Origin of the sequence: Marinomonas rhizomae (assembly GCF_024397855.1) — a bacterium.
In the GTDB taxonomy this organism is placed as follows: Bacteria; Pseudomonadota; Gammaproteobacteria; order Pseudomonadales; family Marinomonadaceae; genus Marinomonas; species Marinomonas rhizomae_A.
Genome location: NZ_CP073343.1, coordinates 320,734 through 339,910 on the forward strand (window position 1 = coordinate 320,734; position 19,177 = coordinate 339,910).

At 44.1% G+C, this 19,177-nt stretch carries 16 protein-coding genes; all 16 read left to right on the top strand.

Features of this window, described 5'->3' with window-relative positions:
* Nucleotide 1: 1 nt before the first annotated feature.
* Nucleotides 2-1,117, top strand: coding sequence for a hypothetical protein (locus KDW99_RS01350; protein WP_255827545.1), 1,116 nt, complete (start codon nucleotides 2-4; stop codon nucleotides 1,115-1,117).
* 33 nt (nucleotides 1,118-1,150) lie between these two features.
* Nucleotides 1,151-2,260, top strand: a complete 1,110-nt coding sequence (tssA, locus tag KDW99_RS01355; protein ID WP_255827546.1) for a type VI secretion system protein TssA — start codon at nucleotides 1,151-1,153, stop codon at nucleotides 2,258-2,260.
* Between the two features lie 105 nt (nucleotides 2,261-2,365).
* On the top strand, nucleotides 2,366-2,878 hold the full coding sequence (gene tssB, locus KDW99_RS01360) for a type VI secretion system contractile sheath small subunit (protein WP_255827547.1): 513 nt from the start codon (nucleotides 2,366-2,368) through the stop codon (nucleotides 2,876-2,878).
* Nucleotides 2,879-2,889: 11 nt separating this feature from the next.
* On the top strand, nucleotides 2,890-4,386 hold the full coding sequence (gene tssC, locus KDW99_RS01365) for a type VI secretion system contractile sheath large subunit (protein ID WP_255827548.1): 1,497 nt from the start codon (nucleotides 2,890-2,892) through the stop codon (nucleotides 4,384-4,386).
* Between the two features lie 68 nt (nucleotides 4,387-4,454).
* Complete coding sequence (gene tssC, locus KDW99_RS01370) at nucleotides 4,455-5,900, top strand: type VI secretion system contractile sheath large subunit (protein WP_255827549.1); 1,446 nt, start codon at nucleotides 4,455-4,457, stop codon at nucleotides 5,898-5,900.
* Nucleotides 5,901-5,902: 2 nt separating this feature from the next.
* The gene (locus tag KDW99_RS01375) at nucleotides 5,903-6,739 is read left to right on the top strand and encodes a type VI secretion system accessory protein TagJ (protein WP_255827550.1); all 837 of its coding nucleotides are present in this window, start codon (nucleotides 5,903-5,905) and stop codon (nucleotides 6,737-6,739) included.
* A 181-nt stretch (nucleotides 6,740-6,920) separates the two neighbouring features.
* Nucleotides 6,921-7,241 carry a DUF1493 family protein gene (locus KDW99_RS01380; RefSeq protein WP_255827551.1) on the top strand — a complete coding sequence of 107 codons (321 nt, stop codon included), beginning with the start codon at nucleotides 6,921-6,923 and terminating at the stop codon, nucleotides 7,239-7,241.
* Nucleotides 7,242-7,295: 54 nt separating this feature from the next.
* A complete protein-coding gene (gene tssE / locus KDW99_RS01385) occupies nucleotides 7,296-7,766 on the top strand; it encodes a type VI secretion system baseplate subunit TssE (protein WP_255827552.1) in 471 nt (156 codons plus the stop codon).
* A complete protein-coding gene (gene tssF / locus KDW99_RS01390; RefSeq protein ID WP_255827553.1) occupies nucleotides 7,766-9,592 on the top strand; it encodes a type VI secretion system baseplate subunit TssF in 1,827 nt (608 codons plus the stop codon). The genes tssE and tssF overlap by 1 nt, the downstream gene beginning before the upstream one ends.
* Nucleotides 9,589-10,677 (top strand): type VI secretion system baseplate subunit TssG, encoded by a 1,089-nt coding sequence (gene tssG / locus KDW99_RS01395; protein ID WP_255827554.1) that lies wholly within the window; start codon nucleotides 9,589-9,591, stop codon nucleotides 10,675-10,677. Before tssF ends, tssG begins: the two co-directional genes overlap by 4 nt.
* Before the next feature lie 12 nt (nucleotides 10,678-10,689).
* Nucleotides 10,690-12,357 carry a serine/threonine protein kinase gene (locus tag KDW99_RS01400; protein WP_255827555.1) on the top strand — a complete coding sequence of 556 codons (1,668 nt, stop codon included), beginning with the start codon at nucleotides 10,690-10,692 and terminating at the stop codon, nucleotides 12,355-12,357.
* On the top strand, nucleotides 12,354-15,005 hold the full coding sequence (gene tssH / locus KDW99_RS01405) for a type VI secretion system ATPase TssH (RefSeq protein ID WP_255827556.1): 2,652 nt from the start codon (nucleotides 12,354-12,356) through the stop codon (nucleotides 15,003-15,005). The genes KDW99_RS01400 and tssH overlap by 4 nt, the downstream gene beginning before the upstream one ends.
* Complete coding sequence (locus tag KDW99_RS01410) at nucleotides 14,998-15,633, top strand: hypothetical protein (protein ID WP_255827557.1); 636 nt, start codon at nucleotides 14,998-15,000, stop codon at nucleotides 15,631-15,633. Before tssH ends, KDW99_RS01410 begins: the two co-directional genes overlap by 8 nt.
* A gap of 285 nt (nucleotides 15,634-15,918) precedes the next feature.
* Nucleotides 15,919-16,395, top strand: coding sequence for an Hcp family type VI secretion system effector (locus KDW99_RS01415; RefSeq protein ID WP_255827558.1), 477 nt, complete (start codon nucleotides 15,919-15,921; stop codon nucleotides 16,393-16,395).
* 104 nt (nucleotides 16,396-16,499) lie between these two features.
* A complete protein-coding gene (locus tag KDW99_RS01420; RefSeq protein WP_255827559.1) occupies nucleotides 16,500-18,671 on the top strand; it encodes a type VI secretion system Vgr family protein in 2,172 nt (723 codons plus the stop codon).
* A 4-nt stretch (nucleotides 18,672-18,675) separates the two neighbouring features.
* Nucleotides 18,676-19,176 carry a DUF6484 domain-containing protein gene (locus tag KDW99_RS01425; RefSeq protein WP_255827560.1) on the top strand — a complete coding sequence of 167 codons (501 nt, stop codon included), beginning with the start codon at nucleotides 18,676-18,678 and terminating at the stop codon, nucleotides 19,174-19,176.
* The last annotated feature ends 1 nt before the right edge of the window (nucleotide 19,177 follow it).

The following is a 19,177-nucleotide window of genomic DNA, read 5'->3' on the forward strand; positions in this document are numbered from 1 at the left end:
TATGAGGATAGTGTTGTACTGTCTCTCAACTTTATTAGTGTTATCAGGGTGTTCGGCTTTTCAGACCGCTGAAGATCGTGCGCATAAAAGCTGGCAAACTGTCACTATAGCGGACCAACAACAGATTGAACCGAGTATTGATAGCTATATTGGAATGGAGCGTATTGGTGTAATAACACTGGCACCTTCCTCTGAAAGCCCAAGTGATCTTATAGAAAAAGCGAAGCAGTGGGTTTATGCATCCGCAGATTATGATCAAGCTCGTCTCGAGTTGGGTAAAGTCTTCTATCAAGATCAAAATAATTCGGAAGCGATCGATTTTTACAATCAAATATCTAGCGAATTAGCTGTGTTAGCGGTTAATGAAGGATTTGATCTGAATGCGGATAAGGTCGTTTATATCACCAAAGCAAATGATAATTTGAAAAGCATTGCAGAACGATTTTATGGCAATACAGATGGGTTAATATTTTTGATGCGTTTAAATAAGCTTTCTGGAATAAACCTAGATGAGAAAAGACAGCTTTGGATTCCCCTTAAAAAGAAGATTTCAAAACCTTTACCTATTAAAAAAGCTTACAAGTCCAGCTTACCAAATCGAAAGGAAAGTGTAGGAAAAGTCGATATAAAAACAGTGCCTACAGCTAAAGAAGCTGACGTGGCCGTTGTTTCTGAACCTGAAAAAACAATTTTATTAGATAAAAGTTCTAATAAAACGGATGCTAATCAATCACCAGAAATCGACAATTTAAATAAGCGCCCTCAGCCGAATGAGGGAGAAATAAAGCATAACTTCAAGGAAACTTTTGCGGAGTCTAAAAAAGAGGTAAAAGGTTTGTCTGAATATCGTAAAGGCTCACACAAGACGGCTTATTCTCTGTTAGTCTCTGCATCAAACCTTTCTACTGAAGGGCGACAAGTCCTAAGTGATTTAAAGAGTGAGCTAATCGAAAAGCCTTATGCTCGTGGTCTAACGTTGTATCAAGAGCAAAAACTTGAGCAAGCCGTTAACGAGTTTGATCAAGTGTTAAGTGTTGATCCAACTTATTCACAGGCAAGTGTCTACCGAGCGAGATGTATGCAATTGCTAGAAAGGTTGAAAACGATTCAAGAATAAATTGACTGAACAAAGTCGTATGACAGGGATGGTATGGAACTTAGTAGCGTACTTACGCCAATCACCCAAGATGCTCCTGCTGGATTTGATATCCGCGAACACGCAGACTTTAGTGAGCAATATTTTACATTACGTGACCTGCGTAACCGTATTCGAGCAGAAGAGCGACAAGTTGTTCAGCTGGAGGACTTGCAAGGCCTGACTGCTGAATGGAAGCCTGTTAGAGACGAATGTCTTGTTGTGTTGTCTCAATGCTCAAAGGATGTGGAAGTACTTGCATGGCTTATTGAAGCCAGCATCCGGTTAGAAGGCTTTCAAGGTCTAGCTCAATCCTTAGCGTTAGCAGATCAGCTTATCCGTGAATATTGGGGGGAGATGTATCCTCGCCCAGATGAAGATGGCATTCAAGCGACTCTTTATCCGTTAAGTGGTTTAAATGGTGACAACGGCGAAGGTACCCTAATTATGCCGATTCGCATGTCACCTTTTATGTACAGTAACGAGCAAGAGCCAGTGTTGGTATGGGATTATATCAAGGCCTGTGAGCTGGCCCAAATTCAAGACCAAGAAAAACTAAAGCGTCGAACAGATAATGGTGAGCAAACCATTGCCCAGTTACAAAAACTGGTTCATGGCAATGACCTAGCGGCAATACGTGCCACCGCTGATGCAGTGTACGCTGCCAAAGAAAGCTTTATCTCCCTAGAAAGCTTTTTGAATGACATGTGCGGCTTTGATGCACCGCCAACGTCTGCCATAAAAAATACGCTGTCGGTGGCTCAGGAAGCGTTGAAAGTTATTGCTCATATTGAAGCTCGTTCTGTAGATCCTGAAGACATACCAGAGTCAGAAGAGGTTGAGGAAAGCGATCGGGTTGAATCAAAGCCGATCACACGTGTAGGCGCAATTGATCCTGCCAGTTATTACCCAGCCTCTCGAGAGGAGGCGTTGGTGATGACCTCAAGACTTAGTTTGTTTTTTGAAAATACAGAGCCTCATTCACCATTGTCCCATCAGATGAAACGGGTAGAGCGTTGGGGAAGAATGAGTTTGGCTGAGTTAATGGAAGAACTATTGGACGATGATAATGCACGGCAACAGTTCTTCCGCCTAATTGGCTTAAACCCGAATACCGGGAGCTAATGGGGTTGTATGCGCGATTGAGTGGTACGCGTATCAGTTCGAGATGTTTGCTCAAGCATTTAAGCCAAAGCAAATACGAAATAAAGGAATAGTCGAGGACGAAACATGAGTAGCGAAAGTATTCACAAAAAGTTAGAAAGGGTTCGTAAGCCACGAGTTCATATCACTTACGATGTTGAGACAGAGGGCGCTGTTGTTGTTAAGGAGCTGCCTTTTGTAATGGGGATCATGGGGGAATTCACAGGGAATAATCCAGGTGCGCCATTGAAGAGCCTAAAAGATCGTAAGTTTGTACAAATTGACCGTGATAATCTAAACGATGTGATGACCAAGCTTGAACCTGGTTTAGCGTTTAAAGTTGATAATAAATTGACCGATCAAGAAGGTACTATTCCAGTCGATTTGAAGTTTCGTTCGATGAATGACTTTGAGCCTGGTCAGGTGGTCGAGCAAGTTGAGCCATTGAAAAAACTGCTGGATACACGTAACAAACTGCGTGACCTGCTGACTAAGGCTGATCGCTCTGAAGAGTTGGAATCTTTGCTAGAGCAAGTATTGCAAAATACTGATAGCGTACAGAAGCTTTCCAATGAACTGCAAGACAGTGATGTAAACTAGAGGCAACAGGGATGACAGATACTACAGCAACACTAGACCCACAGACGCAAACCCAAACGCTTGAGCAAACAAGTTTACTTGATCAAGTGATCGGTGCGACCAAACAAACTGAGAGCACGGTAGCGAAAGATTTACTTAAAACATTAGTAGATGGTGCGATGGAAGGCACTGTGGTTTGGGATCGAAATATCGCCAAGACTATCAATCAAGCAATCGATCTACTGGACCATAAGCTTTCTGAGCAACTTAATGAAGTCATGCACTCAGAAGAGTTTTTAGCATTAGAAGGTTCGTGGCGTGGTCTTAGCTATTTGGTACATAACTCTGAAACAAACTCTGCGTTAAAACTGAAAATGCTGAATCTTAGTAAACGTGATCTTTATAAAGACTTAGATCGTGCTGTTGAGTTTGATCAAAGCGAAATGTTTAAAAAGATTTACGAAGAAGAGTTTGGTACACCGGGTGGTGAGCCGTTTGGCGCTATGATTGGCGATTATGCGTTTGATAGTTCTCCAAATGATATTGAACTGCTGTCGAAAATGTCTAACATTTCTGCTGCAGCATTCTGTCCTTTCATTGCATCTGCTGGCCCTCAGCTGTTCGGATTGGAAAGCTGGACTGAATTATCACGTCCACGCGATCTAGAAAAAATCTTTGATTCTAAAGAATATATTAAATGGCGTAGTTTCCGCGATACTGAAGACTCACGTTTTCTATCATTAACGCTACCACGCGTCTTGGCTCGTTTGCCCTATGGTGACAAAACCAAGCCTATTGATGCGTTCGGTTATGAAGAAGCACCGATTGATCAAGGTGGTACAGCACGTGTGAGTGATCATGATGATTATTGCTGGATGAACGCTGCTTATGTAATGGGCTCGCGCATGACACATGCCTTCTCAACAACAGGCTGGTGTACTGCTATCCGTGGTGCAGAAGGGGGTGGTCGTGTAGAAGATTTACCGACGCATGTTTTCACTAGTGATGATGGCGACTTAGATCTTAAGTGTCCAACCGAGATTGGCTTGACGGATCGTCGTGAAGCGGAGCTATCGAAACTAGGCTTCCTTCCTTTGTGCCATTATAAAAACACAGATTACGCAGTGTTCTTTGGTGGACAAACTACTCAAAAACCAAAAATCTATGACCGTCCAGAAGCGACCGCTAATGCGGCGATCTCTGCTCGTCTACCATACATGATGGCTACCTCTCGCTTTACGCATTACCTGAAAGTAATGGGGCGAGACAAAATCGGTTCCTTCATGGAAAAAGACGATGTGGAATCTTGGTTAAACCGCTGGTTGCTTAACTATGTGAACAATAATCCGGACTCAGGACAGGAAATGAAAGCCCGTTACCCGCTTCGTGAAGCGAAGGTTCAGGTGACTGAAATTCCAGGTCGTCCTGGATCTTACAATGTTGTCGCGTGGATGCGCCCTTGGCTACAACTGGAAGAGTTGACTGCATCTATGCGTATGGTTGCGCGTATCCCTCAAATGGGCAACTAAGCTAGATATGGTATAACGAGGACTGCAATTTCAGCAATTAGCAGTCTTCGTTCAAAGGAGATCAAGCCATGGATGCACAAGGCGTTTTTCATCAGAAAATCCAGACATCACGAGCAGAATCCGCTTCCCAATATGCTTGGGTCAATGAGCTTATCGATACATTAAGCCTTGATGAACTTGATTATGTGCCAAGCAAGCAGGAAGTGATTCATCTGTTGGCAATACACATCGCTAAGCTTGATCGCCTAATGCAAACTCAGTTAGATGAAGTATTACACCATCCTCAGTTTCAAGCGCTAGAAGCAAGTTGGCTCGGCTGTCATTTTTTGCTAAACCAGATTGGTTTGAGCTATCAAATCAAAGTGAAAATGCTGAATGTATCTTGGTCTGAGGTGAATCGTGATGTGATGCGTGCGATTGAGATTGATCAGAGTGAAATCTTCAATAAAGTATATAACGGTGAATTTGGTATTGCTGGTGGTGAGCCCTTTAGTGCCATGCTGTGTAATTTCGATGTGGCGTTGAAACCGCATTATCACGGGGTTGATGATCTTCGCTTGGTGGATAGTTTGGCGCAAGTCGCAGCGGCTGCTTTTTGCCCGTTTATTTTTAATACACATCCGTCTTTATTAGATCTGGATGAGTTTACTAATATGAACTCACTGCTGAACCTACAGCGTACCTATCAGCAATTGGATTTTATGCAATGGAAAAGCCTACGTCGTAAAGAAGATTCACGTTTTATTGGGCTAACACTTCCGAATATTTATTTGCGTCGGCCTTATGAACATAACCCTACTCGTACCGATCAATTTGTTTACCAAGAGCGTTTGTCTCACCGCTCGGACAGATTAAAAACAGGCGCTGTTTTTGCTTTAGGTGCGGTTATGGCTCGTTGTTTTGCTAACACCAGCTGGTTGGCTGAAATTACTGGCGAGCGCTATTTTGGTGGTGGCGTAATTGCTAACCCTAATGAGCATAGATCTGAAGCGGATCTTGAATCGATTGTCGCAGCTGAAATCATGATTCCAGATAATTTAGAGCGAACGCTTACGGAGTACGGTTTTATTTCGGCTTGTTACAGTGCTAACGGTGGCTCTGGTGTGTTCTATAGTGCTCCGTCGATTCAAAGCCCGCCGGTTTATACCAGCGAACAAGCCAATATCAATGCTCGATACTCGGCCATGTTGCAGTACGTATTATGCACTTCACGCTTTGCGCATTACCTTAAAGTGATCGTACGGGATCATGTGGGTTCTTTTTATACAGCTGAAGAGTGTCGCCGTTTTTTACAAAGCTGGATCATGAATTATGTGATGGCAACCGATGAGGCGAGTGATGAATTACTTGCTCGCTATCCACTCCGAGATGCTCGAGTGTCTGTTAATGAGAAGGCGGGTGTGAGTGGTAACTATACATGTGTGGTGCACTTAAAGCCGCACTTTCAACTAGAAACAATTGAAACCTCAATACAGTTTAGTGCTGAGGTTGTCTCCAACAGAGTGACAGGATAATCATGGATATTAAAGGAATTAGCGAACTGTATGATCAAGGGGATCTTTCCTCTGCACTGACACATGCCAAGACATTTGTTCGAGATAACCCGGAAAGCAATGAAGGTCGAAGCCTATTGTTGCAGTTTTATTTGTTTGTTGGCGAAATCGATAAAGCCATCAGTCAGCTTACGATTCTAGAAAAAAAATACCAAGATGACCTGCCTTCGTTTATGACACTTAAAGTCATGGCAGAAATGCTCAAAGCAGATAACCAGCGTCGTGCTTTCTTTTCTTCGTTGACAACTATGCCAGCATTGGGCGAAGCGCACGAAACGTTCTTGCAACCAAGTTTTGCTTTGATGAAAGGTGTTGCCGACGGTTCCATGACCAAAGCTCAGGCACAGGAATTATTGGCCGATCGACCTCAGCCATTATTTGAATGTAAGTCAGGTGAAGAAACGCTGACCGGCGAATTGATTGAGCCGGATGATTTAACGGCGTTTGCCTTAGAAGTGTTTGTGGCGAATCAAGGTTATGCATGGCTTCCCTGGCAAGAAATACAAAGTATCGAGTTTTTCCCTTATGAAAAACCGATCGACTTGTTATATCGCAAAGCAATGGTGTATTTGTTACCACAAGACAGTGAGGAAGCGCAGCCAATGCACGTGTTTGTTCCGACAATATATGCTGGCACCAGCAGCACGGACACCCAAGCCTCCTTGGCTCGCGCGACCGACTGGGATGCGGATGAGACAACTGAAATCGTCACCGGGATCGGTCAGAAATGCTGGTTAATAGGGGATGAGCTGGTACCGATTCTTCAGATACAGTCACTTCAACGTTCACGACCTAACTAAGAAATGGATTTAAGTTGTTGAGGTAATGATCAATGTATACCTATAGAAATGAAACAGGCCTTTCAAGTTCTGAGTTATATACTGCGATAGTTATAGATAAAACATTCGAGCAACTTGGTGTTAATGATGTTGCAGCTGTATCAGCAATTATAAATGACTCTGATAGGTTAACGGATTAATTATGAGTGAGGTTTTCGAAGAGCTTGCTACGTTTATTGAGGGGGAAACAGGGTGCCCAAGAGATAAAATATCAAAAGAAACTCTTCTATATCATGATGTTAGGGTAGATGGTGAGGATGCTATGGAGTTAATGGGAAAATACTCTGATAAGTTTCTGGTAGATATGAGTGGTTTTAACTTTGATCTCTATTTCAATGGCGAAGGCCTTGATTCACTCTCCATTTTTGGTTCTATATTTGGAGTTGGCGGTAATAATCATAGAGTAGATGAAATAACGGTTGATATGCTTATGCAGGCGGCTATAAATCGAAAATGGAATTAAATTTATACCTTATGTTTAATGCTTTTAAGTGTTTTTTCTTTTGGAAGGGCTGCTATGACAAATGATTCACTGCAATTACCTTTTATTGAGCTGATTCAAGACGAAGCCCCTGAAAGTAAAATCGATCGGCATCGTCCTGAGGTTGAGTATTACATTCAGTATAAAAACAGTGTGATGCGGGATCTGCAGGAGTTATTGAACAGCCGCTGTCGTTCGCTTAACCCATTTTCAGAAGTAAAGAGTGATGTTTTGTTGACTTATGGCGTAACAGACTTTGCTCACATCAATATTTCGTCATTGAGCGGGCGTGATGAGTTGCGCAGGAAAATACAGGAAACACTGCGTCTAAATGAGCCGCGCTTAAGTGATATCAATGTCACGCTTAGTGAAGAAAAAATCGAAACCAATAGCTTGGGTTTTTATATTAAAGCAAAGCTTATGTTTTACGGGGAGTCGGAAGCTGTGATGATCACGGCTTTATTCGAACCCGCGCTAAAAATGTTTAATTTCAGGTCAGGAAGATAATGAAACAAGCACTGATAGATGTTTACCAAAAGGAGTTAAGCTACCTTAAGCGACGTGGAGAAGCGTTTGCTAAAGAGCACCCTAAAATTGGTGCGCGTTTGCATATCACTGAGGATAATGCTCGTGACCCTCATGTTGAGCGTATTATTCAGGGTGTCGCTTTTCTTAATGCTCGAATTCGTAAAAAGTTAGATGACGAGTTTCCTGAATTGTGTCAGACGCTATTGGATGTGCTTTATCCGCATTATTTACGTCCACTGCCAAGCTATAACATTATTAGCTTTGAACCGGAAAAAAACCTTACTAGTGTGTCGCATGTTCCTAAAGGTTTAGTGGTCGAGCACAGTGGGCAGAATTCAAGTGAGTTATGCTTCTTTAAAACGATATATGATGCGCAGATTTTACCGTTTAAAGTGGGGGGCGCTCGCTTACAAACTTGTCCTGTTGAAGCACCGAACCCCGGAAGTTTCAGCGATATTAAAGCTGTTCTAAGTATTAGATTGGACGCAATCAACAGCGCTGTCCAAGCTGAGAAGCTTGATTTAAATAAAGTTCGTTTTTACATAAAGGGAACACGTCACTATAGCTTTGCTTTGTATGAACTTATTTTAAATCACAGTCTGAAAATAGCGGTAGCGAAAGGTCCGCATGATCCTGATGCTGTATTTTTAGATGTGAAAACTTCGCTCAAAACAGTAGGGTTTGAAGAAGATGAGGGCATGTTGCCTTATCCCGAACAGTCGTTTGTTGGTTATCGATTACTGACCGAATATTTTGCTTACCCAGAAAAATTTTTATTTTTCGATGTTGATATCAGTGAAGCTCAAAGTGTTTTGGATGGGCAGCATATTGAGCTGTATTTCTATCTAGACAAAGCCTTGCCGGATATCGAAGCGACGGTAGATAAAAACAACTTTGTGTTAAACGCAACGCCTCAAATTAATCTATTTGAAAAGCGCTCTGAGCCGTCATTATTAGATTTTTCAATATACGAATATCCAGTGATTGCTGATGCCCGTCATCCGGATCGAGATGAGATTTACAATATTGATTCACTGTCCATTTCAGTAGACGGTGCCAATATTGATTATATCAACCCCTTCTTTGGCGTTAGTGCAACGCCAAGTTCTGAGTTGAGTGAAGTTCGTTGGCACACACGTCGTGAAGAATTAGAGCAAGGTAATGTTCGCAGTTTATTTCATTTATCACTGATAAATTTAGAAGCGGCGCTTAGTAAAAATAAAGGCGGTATGTTCATTGCTAGTTTGACTTGTTCAAATGGTCGATTACCGTATGTCATCAACCAAAGAGAAAGCCAGCCGAATCTTTTACCGCGCTCTGGATCGGCCGCAATTGGTAGAATTGTCAGCGAGACGGCCTTTACCGATACGGTTCGTCCGCGTATCGACGATGATATTTATTGGCAGCTATTGTCTCATTTGAATTTGAATCATATTTCCCTGACTGCTGGGGCGTTAGGCTCAAATGCCTTCCAGAAAATTCTCTCGCTGTATAATTTTAATGAGACTGGTGAAAACGAAAGCGTGGTTAATGCAGTCCAAATTCAGTCTGTATCCCCAAGTACTATGCGCATTCTTGATGACACTGGTATCCCGTTTTTCTGCCGAGGCAGTCAAGTGACTTTGCTACTAGACGAGTCTCGTTTTGCGGGAAGTTCACCGTATTTATTTGCCGCAGTGCTTGAGCGCTTTCTTGGTCTTTATACGCAAATTAACTCTTTTGTGCAGCTAACGGTTGAGTTGCAAGGCAGAGACATGCCGCTATGCGCTTGGCCGCCACGCAGTGGGGATCAGGCTCTATTATGATGGATACTTCTATCCCGTATGCTTTACCAGATATCGATTTTTTCCAACGACTTCGACTTCTAGAAGCTGATGCTCGTAAAAGCAATGAACTGGCTGATGCCCCGATTGGGTACGATTACCCGTTGTATCGGGAGTTTGTGGATTTTTGCGTCATACAATCCTTGGTTTCACCGTATGCGGCTAAGCAAAAAATTGAGATGGTGCCTGCTGAGCATGGCTACCAGAAACGCATGCTCCATGTGGCCTGTTTCGGTTTAACCGGCCCGTCTGGCGTTTTACCTCAGTACTATACCGAGATGCTTGCTCAGCGTAATCGGGACAAAGATACGGCCTTAAAAGTGTTATTGGATGGCTTCAATGCCCGAGCTATTAGCTTTTTATATCGTGCTTGGCAGAAGAACCGCTTAGCCATTTTAGAAGAGCAAGCTGGGAGAAATCCGCAGAGTACTCAGATTCACCCTGCCCGAAAAATGATGATGAGTTATACCGGGCTTCGCCATGGTGAATCGGCATCTGAAAGCGTTGAGCATAGCTCTGTGGAAGCGTCTGCCGATGGCGAGCTAAATGTGCCGAGTTGTGAAGACATTGCCTACTATTTTTCGGGCTACTTTAGTCAGCGACCTCGTAATGCCAATGCTCTACGTAAAATCATTGGTCATGTCTTGGGATGTGACGTGTCCTTAAAACAGTTTTTTGGTCGCTGGTTCGAGCTTGAACCGAGTCAGCGTAATGTATTAGGTAAGGCTAATTGCAGCTTAGGGCAAAGTTTTGTGGTGGGTGGCGCCATTTATGAAGGCGGCTTTAGTATGCGATTACGCACAGAGCCACTGGGTTATTCTGCATTTCAGCGCATCAGACCCGGCGGTGTTTTGTTTGAGCGACTTAAAGATGTCTTGTTTTCCTTTCTTGGGGCCGACTATTGGGTAGACCTACAAGTTGTATTGAAAGGAAACGATCGGCCAGCACTGCAAATAGGAGGGGGCTCTAGCTCGCAACCTTCTTTAGCTCTTGGTGAAGGACTCTGGTTATCCAGTGAACCGGCTGACCATGATGTTGCAGATACTGTTTATAACTTAAATCGTTAATCTGGTGTGACCATGAATCAACTTGGACGATATGAATTAAAAGAATTGATCGGCGAAGGTGCGATGTCTCAGGTGTATAAAGCCTATGATCCCGCATTGCAGCGTACGCTGGCCATCAAAGTATTAAAACCTGATTTTGCACAAGACAAAGAGCGCTTAAGTTACTTCTTAAACGAAGTGACCATCTCTGGAAAGCTGAATCACCCTAATATTGTACAGATTTTTGATGTGGGTGAAGTCGATGATGTACCGTTTATTGTGATGGAATTTGTCGACTGTGAAAGCCTTGATGAATGGTTAGCTCGACAGCAAGAAGTTCCCTTGGAAACGGTGATTGATATTGTTGGCCAACTTGGCGCCGCTTTGGAATACGCTCACTCAAAGGGCGTTGTGCACAGGGATTTAAAACCGAGTAATGTACTGATCGAATCGAATGGTCGTGTTCGCTTGACCGATTTTGGCGTTGCATATCTGCATGAGCAGACCGATGTTCAACAGGTCGAAGAAGGCGAAACGATTGTTGGTACGCCTTACTATATGTCTCCTGAGCAACTGGCAGGTAAAACGCCCGATCAACGCAGTGATTTGTACTCCCTTGGGGTCGTCATGTATCAATTGGTGTTTGGTACCTTGCCTTTTGAAGCCTCGACCATTCGTGATTTGTTTAACCTTATTCAAACCTCAGATGTGAACTTACACACATCTCGTTGTCCTCATGCGGTGAAAAAAGTCATTCGTCGCTTGCTGCATAAAAAGGCCACGTTCCGTTATAACAATGCCAAGGAGCTGCTCAGACAACTAGAAGCATTAGATTTAGAATTGGCCAGTCAAGCCAGCAAATGGAGTGAGCGCATTACTGCTACGTGGCTCTATACTGCAGTAGTAGCGGGAACCTGCAGTATTTTGTTAATTGGTTTTTTGTTATTCACGCTGAATGATTTATCAAAAAATCTGACACAAGTACTAAGCGATTACGGCAGCATGTTGGTACAGCAGACAAAAGAGGAAGTTGATGAAGCCTTACTACTGAATGATGGTTTGGCTTTAACTGTTTCAGCAGAGCGTATCGCTTCTAATGAACAAATAAATTACTTATACATCACCGATCACAGTGGCACGATCAAAGCATCTAGTGATGTGCAAAGTATTGGTACCACCTATCGAGCGCCTGCTGAGTTGCAGCCATTGACTGAACTTCAAGGGAGTCGAGTTTCGCAGTTGCCTCCCAGTGTGAATAATGGTGAGCGGGTGTATGACTTCAAAGCGCCAATTTTGTTTAACGACAAGGTGATAGGCAGCGTCGTAATGGGGCTATCAGCGCGTTCTATAGATGATGTGTGGTGGCGAACAATGTCTGTCTTAGTCTGCTTTATTTTACTTGTCTGCGTGTTTATTTCTGCACTGGTATTCTTTATCTGCCGATTCTTTACCAGCGAATTTAAGCATTTAGGCAAAGCCATGCAGAGTCTTTACGTCGGTAATTACTTCACTCGCTTACCGGTAAGCAAAATAGACGAAGTGGGCTATGCCAAACGTCAGTTCAATGAGCTGGCAGAGCAAATGGAAACCTTTATTAAAGAATCTGATCCAGATATTGAGCAAGCACAGCTGAGCGAATCTGAGATCGAAACCGATGGCAATAAAACTGTTGTAATCCGCAAAACAGAGGATGTTAAATGAACACACGAGCACTAATTGGTAAATTATCCGCAACCAGTCGAGCCGCTTTTGAAAGCGCTGCATCCTTAGCGGTCACTCATAAGCATTACGCCGTTGAGCTTGAGCACATTGTATTGGCGCTTACGCAAGCGCCTGCAACAGGTGCACGTCAAGCGCTTAGCCGCTACAACGTCAATGTCGATCAGCTGCAAGGTAATATCTTGACGGTCTTTGAACGCTTTGACAAAGGTCATACAGGCGCGCCGTCGTTTTCCCCAAATGTGGTTGAGTTGATTCGTAAAGCGTGGCTATTGTCGAGTCTTGAATACGGTGATGAAGACGTCGCGGGCAACACATTACTGGTTGCCTTGTTTAAAGAGCCTGCGATGGCATTACAATTGACCTCTCAGCTTCCTGCATTGGCTCAATTTGATCAAGAGGACTTCGTCCGCAATGGTCCGAATCTTGTCAAACTTGAAAACCCGAATGCTGGAGGGAGTCAAGGTGCTCAAGCCGATGGGTCGGCTGAAACCAGTGTTGGCAATCCTGCTCAAGGTGACAGTGCTCTCGCGTCTTATACGCTTGATTTAACAGGACGAGCGCGTTCAGGTGAGTTAGATCCAGTGGTCGGCCGTGAAGCGGAAATTCGTCAGCTGATCGATATTTTGTGTCGTCGTCGTCAAAACAATCCCATTCTGACAGGTGAAGCCGGTGTCGGTAAAACGGCCATCGTAGAAGGCTTGGCGCAGCGTATTGTCGATGGCGATGTCCCGGACTCGTTGCAAGATGTCGATATCCGTATTCTTGATTTAACGCTGCTGCAAGCCGGAGCCGGTGTAAGAGGGGAATTTGAGAACCGCCTTAAAGGCGTTGTCGAAGAAGTTAAGCAGTCCCCTAAGCCAATCATTCTTTTTATTGACGAAGCGCATACTTTAATTGGTGCGGGCAATTCTGGTGGTCAAGGTGATGCCGCTAACATCTTGAAGCCTGCCTTGGCACGAGGAGAGTTACGTACCATCGCTGCGACCACTTGGGCAGAGTATAAAAAGTACTTTGAAAAAGACGCGGCACTAACGCGTCGTTTCCAAGTGGTAAAAGTGGATGAGCCAAGCCCTGAGAATGCCATGCGCATGCTACGTACGCTAGCGCCGCATTTTGAAGCCCATCATCAAGTCATGATCTTGGATGAAGCTATTCGCGACGCCGTATTATTGTCGAAGCGTTATATCTCTGGCCGTCAGATGCCAGATGTTTGTGTATCGGTACTGGATACCGCGTGTTCACGCGTCAATCTAGAACTTCGCAATGCCCCCGCTGCGCTGGATAATTTAAATGCCAGTCTAGATCAGCAGCAACGTGAACTGTCTGCACTAGAGCGTGAGCACAGTCTTTATGGAGGCTTTGTCGAAGAAGTAGAAGCGCTGCGCGCGACGATTGATCAACTGGAATCTGAGAAAGTTATCGTTGAGCAGTCATGGCAAAAGGAAAAGACGTTAGTTGATCAGATTGTAGCGTTACGCCAAGAGATCAGTGACGCTGATGCTGAACCAGCGTTGGAATTGGCTGCTTCGAAAGAAGAGTTGACCGCGCATCTGGTTGAATTAGAAGTTCTGCAAGGTGAAGCGCCGTTGGTTCGTCCTCATGTGGACAGCCAAGTGATTGCAGAAGTTATTTCTTCATGGACAGGCATACCTGCGGGCCGCATGGTTTCTAGTGAGATTCAAAAGGTTCTGACGGTTCAAACAGAGTTGCAAAAACGCATCATCGGTCAAGATCATGCATTGGATGCGGTTAGCCAAAGTGTACGTATTGCCAGTGCTAAGCTGAAAGATCCGAAGCAGCCAATTGGCGTATTTATGTTCTGCGGTAGCAGTGGTGTCGGTAAGACAGAAACAGCGTTGGCGCTGGCGGACTTACTGTACGGCGGCGAGCAAAATCTTACGGTCATCAATATGTCCGAATTTAAAGAAGAGCATAAAGTATCGCTGTTGATGGGCGCGCCACCTGGCTATGTTGGCCACGGTGAAGGGGGTGTACTGACCGAAGCCGTTCGTCGTAAGCCATTCAGTGTTATTTTGCTCGATGAAATGGAGAAAGCGCACCCAGGTGTGCAAGACATCTTCTACCAAATTTTTGACAAAGGCAGCATGAAAGACAGTGAAGGGCGTGATATCGACTTCCGCAATACACTGATTATTATGACCTCTAATGCTGGAACCGAGACCATTTCTCAGTATTACGCTGACCCTGATACCGCGCCAGCACCAGAGAAGCTTGAAGGTCTGATCAAAGATGAAATGTTGACTTACTTTAAACCTGCTTTCTTGGGGCGTACCCGATTGGTGCCGTTCTTACCGCTGACTGACGATGTGATGGGTAACATTATTCGCTTACAGCTAAATCGTGTCGGCCAGCGTTTAGCTGAGCAATACAAGGCTCAATTTGAGTTCAGCGATGCTGTAGTGGACACCATAGTAAGTCGTTGTAAAGAAGTGGATACAGGGGCGCGTAATGCGATTCACATCATCAATCGTACCTTGTTGCCTGAGATATCAATGCATGTGCTTGAATCGATGGGTGAAGAGCAAAGTATTATAGGTGTCACCATTGATATGGATGATAACAGTCAATTCACTTACCAACTTCAGCGGAGCCCTAAAAATGCGTAGCGTATTGAAATGCTTAGCGCCACATTGCTTTTCACTCGGTGTATTAGGGATGTCTGTTTTATTTTCAGGGCAAGCGTTAGCGGCAAAAAATGATAATTTTCGTGTGGCATTACCTGAAGGTTATGAAGTGACGTCTTATCAAGCGAATGAGAATTTAGACGGTGGTTTGGTTAACTTTTCCGAAAATAATGCTGACATGCGTTTGCGCTTACAAAGTTATTTAACACAATACATGCCTTCAGATTTACAGAAGCTGGCTTCATCAAACCCTTCAAGCTTCGCGAATACGATTCTAGCGACAAGACTTAAAAAAGATTGTGTAAATTATAAGGTAAGTGTTGGTCAGGTTCGACGCTACAATGATGGACAGCATATTAACTGGTGGAGTGTGTGTGAACAGCTAAACAGCGATAATCTATACGAATTCGAACGTGGGCGATTATATATAAGCAATTTCGGAACATATATATATAGTCATTACGAGACAGGGAAAGGTAAAGACTTTCAGTTTTCTGTAAAGGAAGTTAAATGGTTTGACCGCTTCCTTGCTAACAGCGCTTTGTGCGAGAGTGGCAAAGATTGCGGGTTAGAAGGTAAACTTGTCGATAAAATATTTGTTCAAAAATAAATGTTGGGAAAATGATTTTTCCTTATGTTTGAATAATAAATGTAGGTTAGTTAATAAAATATGTATTAGCTAAAATAGTAAGACAAGGATGTCTGTTCTAATATGTCTTTATATTAGAACTCCCCATCCTGTTATTGTTTTTTCCAAAATTACTAACTACTAAAGATTTATTTCATAAAATAAAGTGAAATGATTCCAATGCTTAATTTTTAAGTTATCGGGGTTGTTTTATTTTATGGGGTAAAAATCCAGTAAATTAATTTTTAAAAAAGGAAGTGTAGAACCATGGCAATCTATCTAAAAATCGATGGTATTGATGGCGACGTAACAGCAGCGGGTCATGAAAAATGGGTTGAATGTGACTCATTAGATTGGAACATCAATCGCAGCTTATCTACTAAGCCCGGTCAAGGTAAAGATCGTGAGTCAACAACACCTGTTATCGGTGAGATCACAATAACAACGAAAATGGATAAAACCTCTCCATTGTTCTTTGTAGAATCTTGTGTTGGTCAAGGTAAAAAAGCTGAAATCCATCTTGTGCAAACAACCCCAGAAGGCATCGAGACGTACATGGAATACACACTGACTAACACGCTTATCAGTGGTTACAACGTTGTATCTAATGGCGATCGTCCTGTAGAAGCTATCGCTCTTAACTTTACTAAAGTTGAAATGAAATACACGTCGTGGGATGAAAAGCATCAGCCAGAGGGCAGCGTGCCATCGGGTTACGATTTGGCTACAGGTACACGTCTGTAAGCTATGCTTACAAACCGCAGCCCATGGGCTGCGGTTTGTTTTATAGCGTATTGGGTTTGGATTGTTTAATTCTTATTTCTTAATTAGGGGCAACAAGGACGTATATGGCTGATTTCTCCCAAAAAGGTCGCCTTTTGGCCATCGACTCGCCACTTGGGCCAGACACATTGCTATTAACTCGTTTGGTCGGGGAAGAGAAGGTTTCGACACTGTTTGGCTTTGAGATCGAAGCATATTCCTTACTAAAAGATATTTCGCCTGCGCAAATAGTGGGCAAAAACGTCACCCTGAAAATCTCTCTTACCGATGACGATGCGTTATTTCAAGCGGGCAGCTATCGCTATATTAATGGCTACGTACAGAGCTTTCGTCAAGATGGTAACAAATTACAAGATTTACAAAGTTACACGGCCGTTGTAGTACCTTGGTTTTGGTTTTTAACACAAACCAGTGACTGCAAGGTTTTTCAATTTAAAACCGTGAAAGAAATCGCTTCAGCGGTCTTTGCTGAAAACGGTTTTAGTGACTTCTCCTTTCGCTTGGCGGGTCAACACCCCGCACGCGAGTATTGTGTTCAATACAAAGAAAGTGACTTTGACTTTTTATCCCGATTGTTTGAAGAAGAAGGTATTTACTACTACTTCGAGCATTCGGCGGGTACGCATACCCTAGTTATTAGTGATCACGTCGGTGGCTACGGTCAATGCGATGAAGCGGCTGTGGATTACCGCAGTGGTACGCAGACAGCGCATTCCGTTCATGGTTGGAATCACCGTTACGAATTTCGTACAGGCGCTTACGCCAAACGTGATTACGATTTTAAAAAGCCTCGCAACACGCTTCAAACCGGCGAAAACGCTAGCATGCAAGTCCCCGGCGTGGGAAAGTATGAACACTTCGTTTATCCTGGACGCTATGAAGAAAAGGGCGTAGGCGATGGTTGGACGCGTTTACGTGTTGAGTCGGATGAAGCCCATCACGACATTGTTCATGGTGAAAGTGGCTGTCGCAGCTTCACTCCTGGCCATAAGTTTACCCTTGCTCGCCATGATGATTCCCCAAGTGAAATCGCCGAATACGCACTGCTATCTGTGCGACACGAAGCACAGGATTATTCTTACACGGTGGATGACGAAGCGGAAATGCAATACGAAAACCGCTTTCAATGTATCCCATCGGCGACCGTTTACCGCCCACGGATGACGACCGGCTGGCCAAAAATGCAAGGCCCGCAGAATGCCATGGTCGTGGGGCCGCCAGGGGAAGAGATCTACACCGACGAATACGGTCGCGTCAAAATCCAGTTCCCATGGGACCGCTATGGCAGCTACGACGAAAATAGCTCGTGCTGGGTGCGTGTCAGCCATAATTGGGCGGGTAAAAACTGGGGGGCTATCTTCTTGCCACGTATTGGGCAAGAAGTCATCGTTGATTTTATGGATGGCGACCCAGATCGTCCTCTCATTACCGGTCGTGTCTACAATGCGGACCAAATGCCGCCTTGGGACTTGCCTGCCAATAAAACCCAAAGTGGTATCCTGACGCGCTCGACCAAAGAAGGCACCGCCGCAAACGCCAACTGGTTACGCTTTGAAGACAAGATTGGCGAAGAGCAAGTGTTTCTTCATGCCGAGAAAAACCAAGATATCGAAGTCGAAAACGACGAAACCCACTGGGTGGGTCACGATCGCACCAAAACCATCGACAACGATGAAACCGTCTTCGTCCACCACGACCGTACCGAAACCGTAGACAACAACGAAACCATCACCATTGGCGTTAATCGAACGGAAACTGTTGGTGTCAATGAGACGATTTCGATTGGTGCAAATAGAACCGAAACGGTGGGGGCGAATGAGATGGTCACTATCTCTCAAAATCGCATGCATACTACGCTCATGGCTGAGGTTAAATCTGTGGGCTTAGCTCGTGTGCATTCTGTAGGCCTGAATGAAACCAACACTGTGGGTGTGGCGCAGCAAAATACCATAGGCATGAAGCAAACGAACACGATTGGTATGACGCAAACGACCAGTGTTGGAGAAGATCAAACAACGTCTGTTGGTAAAAAAATGAGTGTGGATGTCGGAGAAGAAATCATCATTCGCACAGGAAAATCGTCCATTCATATGCTTGCCGACGGCACCATCACTATTTCTGGCGTTAATATCAAGATTGAAGCGGAAGAGAACATCAATACGGTTTCAACCAAAGACACTAATATGAAAGCCAGTGGCCTGATTACCCAGAAAGCGAAAAAGATTTTGGAGAACTAACACAATGGAAGATAAGTTGGATCAAAAAACCACTCGTTATGCCGCTTCGGCAGAAGTGGACTCTTCTGTTTCTGAGGCGTCGGTTGTCGACGGAGTCTTACAGCAAGACAAAGGTCTCCCTGTCCACATAACCACGCCCTTGATTGGTGTTTTAGAGGATTTTACCGATGCAGGCCAAGCGGTTGTGTCGCATCCGTTGGCTCCAGAAACTTACTATGAAGCCCTTTCGACGCAGATTTTATCGACGTCTGATATTGGCAAACCGGTGACGCTTATTTTTAACCAGGGTCGAGCGGATCAACCTATCGTGATGGGCGTTATTCAACCACAAGCGTTACCAGATGAGCCAGTCGAGCTGAACTACGATTCTGGCGTGGTGATTAAAAGCGGTGACAGTCGTATGGAGCTTGATCCTGATGGGCATGTATCAGTGAAAGGCGTGACGATTCAACATCAAGCCTACAGCGCTTTACGCCTTAAAGGTGCCTCGGTGAAGATCAACTAAT